Origin of the sequence: Mycobacterium sp. SMC-4 (assembly GCF_050205565.1) — a bacterium.
In the GTDB taxonomy this organism is placed as follows: domain Bacteria; phylum Actinomycetota; class Actinomycetes; order Mycobacteriales; family Mycobacteriaceae; genus Mycobacterium.
This window is the reverse complement of sequence record NZ_JBNMQU010000001.1, coordinates 655,602-668,127: the sequence shown is the minus strand read 5'-3', so window position 1 is coordinate 668,127 and position 12,526 is coordinate 655,602. Positions and strand designations below refer to the sequence as shown.

Genomic DNA, 12,526 nt, shown 5'->3' with positions numbered 1-12,526 from the left:
GTTGCCTACGACGTCAGCTGGACCCGGTCGGGGTGCAGGATCGACGCGACCGATTCGACCGCATGGGCGGCCCGCACGCCGGCGGCCCGGTCGGCGAACAGGAACGGATGCACCTGGTTGTCGCGCACCGCCGTCACCCCGGCCAGCGCCGGGTTGCGGGCCAGCGCGGCGGCCTCCTCGGCGCCGTTCTGCGCGGTGTAGGAGGCGTCGCAGCACACGCTGGTCAGGATGATGTCGGGGTCGCGGCGGATGATCTCCTCGATGTCGACCTCCACGTGGCGGCGCTGCTGCAGGTCGGCGAACGCGTTGACCCCGCCGGCGTGTTCGATGATCTGGGTGCCGAAGTCGATGCCCCCGGCGACGCGGTAGCCGCCGTCGTCGTCGACCAGCATGATCGCCACCGACGGGCGGTCGGCGCCGGCCACCGCGGCCTCGACCGCGGAGATCCGCTTCTGCTGGTCGGCGATGACGTTCTCGGCAGCTTCCTCGGTGCCGAAGATCGTCCCCAGGTCACGCAGGTCCCGGTAGATGGTGTCGACCCGGACGGATGCGGGGTCGATGGCCTCGTCCGACTGACCGTCCGCGCTGGGGCACAACGGGCTCAGGATCCACGACTGGATGCCGAGTTCGGACAGGCTGGCTCTGGTCCCGACGCTTTCGTCGCCGTCGCCCTCGGCGAAGAAGTTGTTGTAGCCGGACAGCACGAAATCGGGTCGCGCGGCCAGCAGTCCTTCGCGGCTGGGCAACTGCGGCACATAGGGGACCCGGCTCTGCGCCTCGGCGTATTCGTGCAGCACCTGCGAGTCCAGGTAGGCCGTGCCGACCAGGCGGTCGCTGATGCCCAGGGCATGGGCGATCTCGACGGCCGGCTGGTATGCCGCGTACACGCGCTCGGGTGGTCCGTCGACGCTCACCTCGATGCCGCAGTTCTCGACTCGCACCGCGGCCTCAGGTGGGCTGCCTTCCTGCGCGTCTCGCGACGAACATCCCGATCCGGCAGCGATGGCGACGACGGCGACGGCCGCCGTCAGGGTTCGGGGCAACGCATAGGCCACTGTCAGCCCGCCTCTCCAGATCCTCGTGGATGGGGTACTTCGTCGCCGTGGCCGGTCTCCTGGCTGACGGGCATGAAGCGAGCGTTCCGCCTTCCCAAGACCGGTGTGGTCTCAGTGGCCCCACCGCTTCTGAAACGGTGGGAAGGAACGTCGCAAATCCCGATCACAGTGGCGAGGGCCGCGCCGGTGTCACACCGGCTTCCCGTTCACCACGGCTGTCGAGGACGTTAGCAGCAACCCGCGTCGGGAAGGGTCGCAGGGTTCGCGGGGAGGCCGGCTAGGCCGTCAGCTCGCGCTGCAGCACCCGCACGGCCTCGATGCGGGCCTGCAACTGCTCACGCGTCGCGGCGGCGACCGGCGGCCCACCGCAGCGTCGGCGCAGCTCGTTGTGGATCCAGCCATGCGGTCGGCCGGTGCGGTGATGCGCCAGCGACACCAGGGTGTTGAGCTCGGAGCGCAGCTCCCGCAGCTGACCGTGCGTCGTCCTCGGCACGGCCGGGCCACCGGCTTCGGTGCGCTTGGTCAGCTGCTCTTCTTGCCTGCGGCGCAACAGATCTCGCATCGACTCGGCGTCGAGCAGGCCGGGGATGCCGAGATAGTCGGCCTCCTCGTCGCTGCCGGCCGGGGTGGCGGTGCCGAACGACGAGCCGTCGAAGATGACCTGGTCGAGTTCGGCGTCGGCGCCGAGGTACTCGATCTTGTTCTCTTCCTCGCCGGGTTCGTCACGCTTCTGCTCGCGCAGTTCCGCGTCGAGGGGGTCCTCGAGCGTCTCGCGGTGCGGCTTGCCCAGCACGTGGTTGCGCTGCGCCTCCATCTCGCTGGCCAACAGCAACAGGTTGGGCACCGACGGCAGGAAGATGCTGGCGGTTTCCCCGGGGCGGCGGGAACGGACGAACCGGCCGATCGCCTGCGCGAAGAACAGCGGCGTCGACGCGCTGGTGGCGTACACGCCGACAGCCAGGCGCGGCACGTCGACACCTTCGGACACCATGCGCACCGCGACCAGCCACCGCGACGTGCCCGCCGAGTACGCCGAGATGCGGTCCGAGGCGCCCTTGTCATCGGAGAGCACCACCGTCGGCGTCTCGCCGGTGATCTTCACCAGCAACTCGGCGTAGGCGCGGGCGGTGGTCTGGTCGGAGGCGATGATCATGCCGCCGGCGTCGGGCACGTGCTGCCGCAGTCCCTGCAGTCGCTTGTCGGCCGCCGCGATCACCGCGGGCATCCATTCGCCCTTGGGGTCCAGCGCGGTCTTCCAGGCCCGTGCGGTCTGCTCGGCGGTCAGCGGTTCCCCGAGGCGCGCGGCGTGTTCCTCGCCTGCGCTGTCGCGCCAGCGGGCCTCGCCCGAATAGGCCATGAACATCACCGGCCGGACCACCCCGTCGGCCAGCGCGTCGCTGTACCCGTAGGTGTAGTCGGACTTGGAGCGGGCGAAGCCGTCCGGGCCGGTCTCGTAGGTGACGAACGGGATCGCGCTGTCGTCGCTGCGGAACGGCGTACCGGTCAGCGCCAGGCGCCGGGTGGCGTCGTCGAACGCCTCGCGGATGGCATCGCCCCAGCTCTTCGCGTCGCCGCCGTGGTGGATCTCGTCGAAGACCACCAGCGTCTTGCGGTTCTCGGTGCGCACCCGGTGCCGCGACGGGTGGGTGGCCACCTGGGCGTAGGTGACGACGACGCCGTGGTACTCCGACGATGTCTGGGAGTTCGAGTTGGAGAACTTCGGGTCCAGGGCGATGCCGTGCCGCGCGGCGGCCTGGGCCCACTGGATCTTCAGATGCTCGGTGGGCACCACGATCGTGATGGCCTCGACGGTGCCCTCGGCCAGCAGCTCGGAGACGATGCGCAGCGCGAACGTGGTCTTACCGGCGCCGGGCGTGGCCACGGCGAGGAAGTCCCGGGGTTTCTCGGTCAGGTATTTGACCAGTGCCCGTCGCTGCCAGCCCCGCAATGCCTGGGTGCTGGGCGCTGCGTCAGCCCGCACCCACGACTCCTCCCAGTCTTGATTGCCGTCTACGACAGCGTGAAACCGGAATGCAGTCTAGGCCAACCAGTTCCGCCGGCGCATTTCGCTCGGCGTGTCCGCGGGCGTGTCTGCGGATGTAGCGGTCGCTGTTCCTGCATCGATCAGCTCGCCGAGCTGGGCCGATCCCGCCGATGACCGGAAGTGGTCGAACCGCGTTCCTCTGCTGTCACGCCACGCCGGACACCTCCTGTCACGACCCGGCGCCCGTGGTGCTGCGTTGCACCCGGGCATAGGCGGCGGTGGCGGCCAGGGCCATCAGACCCACCAGCAGGTACTGCCAGGCCTGCGAGAGCTCGAGGAAGATTGTCGCGTTGCTGATGACTTGCAGCAGCAGCACCCCGAACAGCACGCCGACGAAGCTGCCGCGACCACCGAAGATCGACGCGCCGCCCAGCACGACGGCGGTGATGGCGGTCAGCGTGTAGGTGATCCCCGCGGTGGGGTCGCCGACACCGATCTGCGCCATCAACAACAGCGCTCCGACCGCGGTGAGCACCGAGCTGGCCAGGTAAGCGATCATCTGCACCGAGTCGACGCCCACCCCGCGTTTGCGGGCCGCAGCCTCGTCCGAGCCGGATGCGCGCAGACGCAGACCGAAGGAGGTACGGCGCGAAGCGAATTCGAAGCCGACGAGGATGACGACGCCGACGATGACCGCGACGGGGAACGGGCCGATGCGGGTGCTGATGGCTTCGACCACATCGAGGGCGATGACGCCGCCCGGCGCATCACGCCAGACCAGAGACAGTCCCTGCAGCGCGGTGTAGGTGATCAGCGTGGCCACCACCGGTACCACGCGGGAGTATCGCACCATGGCGCCGTTGGCCGCGCCGACCCCCGCGGCCAGCCCGAACATCAGGACGAATCCCAGTATCCACCAACCGAATCCGTATCCCTCCACGATGAAGAAGGAGGCGACGACCACCAGTGTGCCGCTCAACGGTCCGACCGACAGGTCGATGCCGCCGGTCAGCATGACGATCAGCTGCCCGGCCGCGAGGAACAGCACCGGAGCCATCAGCATCAGCAGGTTGGCGATGTTGAACTCCGACAGGAACCGGCCGTTGACGGCGGTGGTGACGGCGCCCAGGGCCAGGATCGCTGCCAGCAGTACCAGGCTCGGGGACTGCTGACTGGCGAGCAGCCGCTGCCAGCGGCTGGGCCTTCCGGCCCGGGGAGCGGTGGCGGCGTTGCTTTCCTCGTCGGCGCGGCCGGCGGTCAGCGAAGCCTCGGTGATGGCATGCTCGGTCACCTCGTCGCCGACCAGTTCTTTGACCACGCGTCCGCGCGAGAACACCAGCACGCGGTCGCACAGTCCGGCGAGTTCGACATCGTCGGAGCTCAGCACCACAACCGGGGTCCCGGAATCAGCCACATCGCGCAGGCGGTGGTAGATCTCCGAGCGGACGCCGACGTCGATGCCTTGGGTGGGTTCGTCGCACAGCAGCAGTTCCGGTGACGAGAGCAGGGCCCGGCCCAGCACGACCTTCTGCTGGTTGCCGCCCGACAGCGTGCCGACCTCGGTGTCGATGGTGGCCGTCTTGACGCCCAGTTCGGCGACCTGCCCCCGGGCCAGCTCGCGTTCGGCGGCCGGTGAGACGAAACCGGCGCGCGAGACCCGCGGCAACGCGACCAGCGAGAGGTTCTCGCGCACGGAGAGGATCGGGGAGATGCCTTCGATACCGCGCTCCTGCGGCATCAGGATGATGCCCTTGTCGCGGGCCGCGCGCGGCGACGCGAGCCGCAGTCGGCCGCCGTCGATGCGGACGTCACCGCGGGATGCGACGGCGCCGCCGAGCGCGCGGATGAACTCGCGCTGGCCGTTGCCCTCGACGCCCGCGAGACCCAGGATCTCGTGACGGCGGATCGTGGTGGTGACGCCGGGCGCGGTGACGGCGCCGAAGTCGTCGATGACGACGGCGGGCTGCCCCAGGTCATCGCGGCGTTCGGGGAACAGCGCCTCCACGGTGCGGCCCGCGATCAGCGTGACGATCTCCTCTTCGGTGACCTCGGTGGCGGCGAAGCGGCCCCGGATCTGTCCGTCGCGCAACACCGTGATGCGGTCGGCGAGCTGGAAGACGTCGGGCAGGCGGTGGCTGATGTAGATGATCGCCACGCCCGCCGCGGACAGTTCCCGGATCAGCTCGAACAGGCGCGCGGACTCCGCGGCGGCGAACGGTTCGGTCGGCTCGTCGAGGATGAGCACGCTGGGCTCGCATGCGAGCGCGCCGCAGATCTCGATGGCCTGCTTCTCGGCCAGCCCGAGCTGGCCCGCCGGCAACGTCGGATCGATGGGCATGCCCATCGGCTTGAGCTTCTCGGCGGCCCAGGCATCGATGTCCCGCAGCCGTGGCCGAAGACTCGGAGGCACCGCCAGCGCGAGGTTCTCCGCGACGGTGAGGTCGGGCAGGATCGCCGGGATCTGGTAGGCGATGGCCAGTCCGGCTTCCTTGGCGGCCAGCGGCGAGGCGGATGTGAGTTCGCGGTCGCCGATACACACCGTGCCGCGGTCCGGGGCGAGCGCGCCCGACGCGATCGCCATCAACGTCGACTTCCCGGCACCGTTGCCGCCGACCAGGGCATGCACCTCGCCCGGTTCGGCTTCGAAGCTGACGTCGTCCAGTGCGGTGACGCCGGGGAACGTCTTGGTCACGCCGGCGACCGACAGTCCGTGACGGGAGTCGGGTGCCATCGAGTTGGGGGTCATCGGTAGATCTCCGCGAGTTTGTCGGTGCTCAATTCGGCTGAGGTGACCGCGCTGCTGGGCAGATTCCGGTCACACTCCGGGGGCAGGGTCGGGTCGAGCGAGTTCCATACGATCGGAACGTTGACGATGTCGGGTTCGGGCTGGGGGATGTCCTGTGCGGCGGCCACGGCTTTGCGCAATGCCAACCGCACGATCCAGGTGCGCGACGTCACCGCGACGATCTCGAACTGCGGCTGGGCGGCCTTGTTGTCGACGTACGCACAGGCGAATCCGTTGTTGTCGTTGGCCGTCCACACCGGCAGGGGGCGCCCGGCCTGCAGGAACGCCCGGATTCCACCCAGTGAGCCGTCACCGGAGTCGGTGATGACGGCGTCGATCTTCGGGTACTTGGCCAGCAAGCCGGAGGTCACGCGCTGCGTCTGGGCGGGGTTCCAGCCGGTGTCGATCGGGGTGCCGGGCTCGTTGAGCAGGGTGACGTTGCGGCAGTCGGGATTGTCGGCCAGTTCGCTTTCGATGCCGTGAATCTCGCTGAGGCTCTGCGCATTACCGGGAGTGCCGCCGAGAAAGACCGCGTTGCCGCCCTCCGGACCGAGCGCCGCACACACCCACCGCGCCCACATCGCACCGTCGGTCACGGTGTTGTGTCCGACGAACGTCGTGTAGTCCACGCCGGGCGTGCCGCCCGGGCTGGCGGTATAGGGCACCACGGCCACGCCGGCTTCGAAGGCTTCGCGCAGCGTGGGCAACAGGGCCGGGCCGGCGTCGGGGAACACGACGAGCGCATCCACTCCGAGCGCGACGAGTGCCTTGATGTCGCTGATCGCCTTCTGCGGGTTGTTCTGGCCGTCGGCGTAGGGCAGCACCTCGATGTTCGGGCACTTGGCGGCCTCGTCCTCGAACTCCGCCCGCGCAGTCTTGCGGAATGCGTTGTCGCCCACCCCGTCGGCGAGGGCCACTTTGATGCGGCGGTCACCGCAGAAGTCGGTGATGGGCCTGAGTTCCTCGACCGACCCGCTCAGTTGCGGGTCGAGGTAGACGGGGTCGACCTGGAATGCGGCGGGCTCGCTGAACGGTCCACCGGCACACGAGGTCAACGTGATACCGGCGAGCAGCGCCGCCACTGTCGCTCTGGTTCGGGTGGACACGCCGATTCTCCTGTCGGTCATGACTTCTGGGTCTGGGTCGAGGTGGTGCGGAATCTGACGAAACGCCGCCAGTCCGTGCCGCGCAGGATGATCGCGGCTGCCAGGACCAGGGCCTGGATCAGCAGCTGCATGGCTGTCGACGCGCCGGCAGCCAACACCACCTGCCCGAGTTGGGTGAGGAACAGGGCCGCCACCGCGGTGGCGACGATCGACGAGATGCCGCCGCGCAGCAGCGTGCCGCCGAGCACGACCGCGGCGATCGTCGTGAGCTGATAGCTCTGCCCCAACTGCAGGTCGGGGGTGCGCAGGTAGGCGGCGAGCAGCATTCCGGCAGTCGCGTAGGCGATCCCGGCCAGCACGTAGGCCATCACACCGTGCGTCGACGTACGGATACCTGCGATGCGGGCGGCCGGCACTCCGGCGCCGACGGCGATGAACCGCCGGCCCGCCACACTCTGCTTCAACACCACGTGGGCGACGGCGACCAACACGACCGCCAACAGGAACAGCGTCGGGATCCCGACGACCGAGCTGACCGCGAACGCACTGACGGCGGGGTCCGCGGTGCCCGGGAAACCGCCGGATGCCACCAGCACCAGGCCCGTCAGCAGGGAGTTGACGGCAAGTGACGCGACGAAGGCGGCCACCGAAAACCGCACGACCGCAACGCCGATCACCAGCCCGGACAGTGCGCCGGCGGCGATGCCCAGCAGCACGCACGCCAGCGTGGGCAACTGCCCGCCCTGGGCGAGCTTGGTGACGCACACCGCGGACATGGCCATCACGCCGGGTACCGACAGGTCGATGCCGCCGTGGGTGATCACCAGTGTCTGTCCGAGCGCGGCGATGGCCATGACGCCGGCGAACGGCAGCATCGCGGTGAGCGCCGACGGTGTCACGCTGCCCGGAGCGATGAGGGGGCTGAGAACGAAGACCAGGATCGCCAGCAGCCAGATCGGCATGAACCGGTCGCTTCGGAGGCGGTGCCACAGGGTGGGGCGGCCGGGCTGGGCAGCACTGTCCGGCCCGGTTTTTGACATGAGAGCTGACATGGTCTTCTTCCTCGAAGATCGGTTCGGTCAGATGCTGGTGTAGCCGCCGTCGACGGCCAGGGCCGCGCCGGTGACGAAGCTGGAGTCGGGTCCGAGTAGGAACGCGATGGTCGACGCCACCTCGGCGGCGTCGGCGACGCGTCCGATCGGGTGCGCCGCGTACAGCGCTCGGCGGGCCGCCTCGGGGTCGGGTTGTGATCCGAGATAGGTCTGTAGTTGCCGCGTCTCGACGGTGCCCGGACTGACGACGTTGGCGCGGATGCCGCGCGCGGCGTACTCGACCGCGATCTGCCGGGTCAGTTGCGCGACCGCGCCCTTGGAGGCGCAGTAGGCGGCCTGGTTGGGCAGCGCGACGGTGCCGGAGATCGACGACAAGTTGACGATCGACCCGGGCCGGCCGTCGGCGACGAGGCGGCGCACGAACTCGCGACAGATCAGGAAGACACCGGTCACGTTGACCGACTGCAGCCTGTTCCAGTCATCCAGCGTGGTCTCGGTCAGCGGCTTGGAGATCATCACCGCCGCCGAAGTGACCAATCCGTCGACGACACCGAAGGCCTCATATCCGGCGGCCAGGGCAAAGACCGCGGCGTCGGGTTGCGCGACGTCGGCGGCCACAGTGATCGCTTGGGCACCTGACGCCCGGACGTCGGCGGCGACTTGTTCCAGATGGTCCTCGTCGATGTCGACGAGGACCAGACGGTAGCCACGTTGCGCCAGCAGGGTGGCGGTGGCCGCTCCGATTCCGCTGGCAGCGCCGGTGATCAAGGTCGTCTTGGCAGTGGTCGACGCGTTGCTGGTCATCAGCAGAACCGCCCGCCGACACACTGCATGCAGCACGCAGAGTATCCCACGTCACACACATTGACATGCTGCATGCAGCATGTCAATGTGGGGCAACGAGCTTGGCGACAGGGAGAAGAGTGGCGGACGACGAGGCAAGCGACGGCGCGCACGCGATCGACGAGGATGCCATCGGCCCGGTGGTCGCCGTCGCGCAGGTCCCGTCTGTGCTCGGTGATCCCGACGCCAACATCGAGGCGATGGCCGGCTGGTTGCGGTCGGCGGCCGACCGCGGCGCGGACGTGACCGTCTTTCCCGAGTGCGCCCTGTCCGGCTACATGATGGACTCGCGTGCACAGGTCGAGGCCGCGGCCGTGGAGGCCACCGACGAGCGGCTGGCACCACTGGTTCAGACCGCCTCGGACACCGGGGCCTTCGGTGTGTTCGGACTTCTGGAGCGCGACGGCGACAAGGTGTACAACAGCGCCGTGCTGGTCGGTCCCGACGGCATCGTCGGCTCCTATCGCAAGCAGCACCTACCCGGACTGGGCGCCGACGCGTTCGTCGACCCCGGCGACGGTGCGGCCCCTCGGGTGTACGACGTCAACGGGCTACGCGTCGGCATCATGATCTGCTTTGACCTGCGATTCCCGGAGTCGGCCCGCGAGTTGGCGCTCGGCGGCGCCGATGTGATCGCGATGCCGACCAACTGGCCGCTGACCGCGGGGTTCCTGGCAGACCACATGACCCGGGTGCGCGCCGTGGAAAACCTTGTGTACGTGGCTGTTTCGGACCGCTGTGACCGAGAGTCCGACACTGACTTCCTGGGCCGCAGCCAGATCGTCGCCCCGTCCGGAGAGGTGCTGATCGACGCGGGAACCGAGCAGGGGATCGTCCTGGCTCCGCTCGATCTCGCCCAATCACGCACCAAGACCCTCACTTTCGACGACCCGCCGTTCTCACTGCAGGTGTTCGACCAACGTCGACCCGAGCTGTACTCGGCGCTGACCGACCCCGCCCACCGTTCGACAGGAGACGACCACCATGTGTGGACCCGGAATCATCGATGAGCGCACGCGCAACCTGATCGCCGCCCATGCCGCGAAATTCCGCGAAATCACCATGAGCCCGTTCGGGCCCGACGACGAGATCGGCATGCTGAATTTGATCAGCCCCGAGAAGTCGCGCGAGGTGATGCGGGCCGCCGACGGTGGTGCGGCGATCGATCTGTCGGTCGACTACTTCATCGGCATGCCGTCCTGGACCAAGGCCGGCGACCCGGGTTTCCAGCAGTGGATGACCCACACTCCGGTGGGCACGGTGCTCGACGACATCACCGGGGTGGGGCCCGAGCAGAACGAACTGGTGGCCTACTCGGGTGACGCGATGTCGATGTACACCCACTGCGGCACGCACATCGACACACTGAACCACTTCGGTTACCACGGCAAGATCTTCAACGGATACGAAGCCGCGCAATGCATCAGCTCGCGGCACTGGATCAAGTGCGGGGCCGACAAGTTCCCGCCGATCATCACGCGCGGTGTGCTGTTCGACATCGCGGCCCTGCACGGCGTCGACGTCCTGCCGGAGAGCTACGGCATCGGCGCCAAGGACCTCGCTGATGCATTGGCGCGCCAGAACGTGGAGTTCCGTCCCGGCGACGTCGCGCTGGTGCGCACGGGGCGCATGCAGTACTGGCCGGACACCGATCGCTACATCGACAACGCGCCCGGGTTGAACCGGGAAGGCGCGCAGTTCCTGGCCGAGGCGGGTGCGGCGGTCATCGGTGCGGACAACCTGGCGCTGGAGCAGTCGCCCTCACCGGACGCCGAGAACTGGCAGGTGGTGCACACGTATCTGCTCGCCGAGGCGGGCGTGCCGATCATGGAGGTCGTCGACTGCGAAACCCTTTCCGGGGAGGGCCTTTACGAATTCGCCTTCGTCGGTGCATGCATGAAGGTTCGCGGTGCCACCGGCGCGCCCATGCGTCCGCTCGCGATGCCGCTGCTGCCCTGACCGGGCTCGAAAGGATCCACATGTCTGAATCGTCCGGATATCAGCCGGGCACCTCGGCCGTCGACAGCAGTCGTACGTCATACGGGGACGCCGGCTTCAGTCGCTATCTGCGCCGGGCGTTCTTGGCCTCGGCGGGCTACGACGACGAGAGCCTCGAGCGCCCGATCATCGGGATCGCGGTGACACAAAGCGATTACAACACCTGCCACCGCGACATGCCCGCCCTGTTGGCCGCCGTCAAGCGCGGCGTCGAGCAGGCCGGCGGCCTGCCGATGGAGTTCCCGACCATCTCGCTCGGGGAGATCCTCACCGCGCCGACCACCATGCTGTTCCGCAACCTGATGGCGATGGACACCGAGGAGATGATCCGGGCGTTGCCCATGGACGCCGCGGTGCTGCTCGGCGGGTGCGACAAGACCGTGCCGGCGCAGTTGATGGCGGCGGCCTCCTCCGAAATCCCGGTGATGCTCGAAGTCGTCGGGCCCATGATGACCGGGTCGTGGCGCGGTGAGCGACTCGGGGCCTGCACCGACTGCCGCCGGTTCTGGGGAGCACACCGCGGCGGCGAACTCGACGGTGACGAGATCGTCTCGGTGCGACAGGAATTGGTGTCGACCACCGGTACCTGCACGGTGATGGGCACCGCGTCGACCATGGCCGCGCTGACCGAGGCGCTGGGGATGATGCTGCCCGGTGGCGCGACACCGCCGGCGGTCAGCGGGGCACGGCTGCGACACGCCACCCAGACCGGCCGCCGCGCAGTCGAATTGGCCCGCACCGGTGGTCCGCTGCCGCGCGAGGTGCTGACCCGCGAGGCGTTCGACAACGCCATCCGGGTGCTCGCGGCGATCGGCGGTTCCACCAACGCGCTGATCCACATGCTCGCCGTGGCGCGCCGCGCCGGGGTGCCGCTGGAGATGGCGGACTTCGACAAGATCGGCTCGGACACTCCGCTTCTGGTGGACTGCAAGCCGTCTGGCGTGGGGTACATGGAGGACTTCCACCGCGCCGGCGGTGTCCCGGCACTGCTGACCGAATTGGCGCCGCTGCTGCACCGTGAGCATCGCGGGGTCAGCGGCCGGTCGGTGGGTGAGTTGATCGCCGAGGCCAACGGTCCGGCCGAATGGCAGAACACGATTCGCCACCTGCAGGACCCGTTGGGTCCGCCCGGGGCGCTGGCGGTGTTGTCCGGGTCCTTGGCGCCCAACGGCGCGATCATCAAGGCTTCGGCGGCCAGTCCGCACCTGATGCAACACACCGGTCCGGCGCTCGTCGTCGACAACCCGGCGGACGCGGCGGCGATCCTGGACGATCCGGATCTCGACGTCACGCCCGAACACGTACTGGTCATGCGGTACTCCGGGCCGGTGGCGGCCGGCATGCCGGAAGCAGGTGCGTTGCCCATCCCGGCGAAGCTGGCGCGGGCCGGCGTCCGCGACATGGTGCGCGTCTCGGACGCGCGGATGAGCGGGACGTCGTACGGGACGGTGGTGCTGCACTGCGATCCCGAGGCCGCGGTGGGCGGCCCGCTGTCGGTGGTGCGCAACGGGGACCTGATTCGGCTGGACGTACCGAACCGGTCGGTCGACCTGTTGGTGCCCGAAGACGAGTTGGCCGAGCGGCTGCGGTCGTTCACCCCTCCGGCGCGCGCGGCCCGCGGCTGGCGGCGGCTCTACGAGGAGACGGTGTTGCCGGCGAGTCAAGGTGCGGATCTGTCCTTCCTGTGAGCAGCGACGACACGG

The 12,526-nt window shown here is 68.9% G+C and carries 9 protein-coding genes and 1 riboswitch; of the genes, 3 read left to right on the top strand and 6 right to left on the bottom strand.

Translation table 11 applies throughout. The annotated features are described in order from the left end of the window. Positions 1–5: 5 nt before the first annotated feature. The 6 genes from ACQI46_RS03245 to ACQI46_RS03220 form a co-directional block, all read right to left on the bottom strand. Complete coding sequence (locus ACQI46_RS03245) at positions 6–1,055, bottom strand: ABC transporter substrate-binding protein (RefSeq protein ID WP_427092482.1); 1,050 nt, start codon at positions 1,053–1,055, stop codon at positions 6–8. Positions 1,056–1,087: 32 nt separating this feature from the next. Beyond that, a riboswitch (cobalamin riboswitch) is annotated at positions 1,088–1,300 on the bottom strand. A 32-nt stretch (positions 1,301–1,332) separates the two neighbouring features. Beyond that, positions 1,333–3,036: a DEAD/DEAH box helicase gene (locus ACQI46_RS03240; RefSeq protein WP_427092481.1), complete on the bottom strand. Its 1,704-nt coding sequence runs from the start codon at positions 3,034–3,036 to the stop codon at positions 1,333–1,335. 232 nt (positions 3,037–3,268) lie between these two features. Next, a complete protein-coding gene (locus tag ACQI46_RS03235) occupies positions 3,269–5,785 on the bottom strand; it encodes an ATP-binding cassette domain-containing protein (protein ID WP_427092480.1) in 2,517 nt (838 codons plus the stop codon). Then, entirely contained in the window at positions 5,782–6,930 is a 1,149-nt protein-coding gene (locus ACQI46_RS03230; protein ID WP_427092479.1) for a substrate-binding domain-containing protein, read from the bottom strand. The genes ACQI46_RS03235 and ACQI46_RS03230 overlap by 4 nt, the downstream gene beginning before the upstream one ends. 17 nt (positions 6,931–6,947) lie before the next feature. Then, the gene (locus ACQI46_RS03225) at positions 6,948–7,982 is read right to left on the bottom strand and encodes an ABC transporter permease (RefSeq protein ID WP_427092478.1); all 1,035 of its coding nucleotides are present in this window, start codon (positions 7,980–7,982) and stop codon (positions 6,948–6,950) included. A 27-nt stretch (positions 7,983–8,009) separates the two neighbouring features. Next, positions 8,010–8,786 carry an SDR family NAD(P)-dependent oxidoreductase gene (locus tag ACQI46_RS03220; protein WP_427092477.1) on the bottom strand — a complete coding sequence of 259 codons (777 nt, stop codon included), beginning with the start codon at positions 8,784–8,786 and terminating at the stop codon, positions 8,010–8,012. A 119-nt stretch (positions 8,787–8,905) separates the two neighbouring features. Between ACQI46_RS03220 and ACQI46_RS03215 the strand changes: the two genes are divergently transcribed. The 3 genes from ACQI46_RS03215 to ACQI46_RS03205 are packed head-to-tail and all read left to right on the top strand — an operon-like array spanning position 8,906 to position 12,511. Then, entirely contained in the window at positions 8,906–9,835 is a 930-nt protein-coding gene (locus tag ACQI46_RS03215; protein ID WP_427092476.1) for a carbon-nitrogen hydrolase family protein, read from the top strand. Continuing rightward, complete coding sequence (locus ACQI46_RS03210) at positions 9,810–10,784, top strand: cyclase family protein (protein ID WP_427092475.1); 975 nt, start codon at positions 9,810–9,812, stop codon at positions 10,782–10,784. The genes ACQI46_RS03215 and ACQI46_RS03210 overlap by 26 nt, the downstream gene beginning before the upstream one ends. 20 nt (positions 10,785–10,804) lie before the next feature. Then, positions 10,805–12,511, top strand: a complete 1,707-nt coding sequence (locus tag ACQI46_RS03205) for a dihydroxy-acid dehydratase (protein WP_427092474.1) — start codon at positions 10,805–10,807, stop codon at positions 12,509–12,511. The last annotated feature ends 15 nt before the right edge of the window (positions 12,512–12,526 follow it).

Coding starts and splice junctions, on each gene's coding strand:
- ACQI46_RS03235 (WP_427092480.1), bottom strand. CDS start 5,785: ATGACCCCCAACTCGATGGCACCCGACTCCCGTCACGGACTGTCGGTC.
- ACQI46_RS03225 (WP_427092478.1), bottom strand. CDS start 7,982: ATGTCAGCTCTCATGTCAAAAACCGGGCCGGACAGTGCTGCCCAGCCC.
- ACQI46_RS03205 (WP_427092474.1), top strand. CDS start 10,805: ATGTCTGAATCGTCCGGATATCAGCCGGGCACCTCGGCCGTCGACAGC.
- ACQI46_RS03220 (WP_427092477.1), bottom strand. CDS start 8,786: ATGACCAGCAACGCGTCGACCACTGCCAAGACGACCTTGATCACCGGC.
- ACQI46_RS03210 (WP_427092475.1), top strand. CDS start 9,810: ATGTGTGGACCCGGAATCATCGATGAGCGCACGCGCAACCTGATCGCC.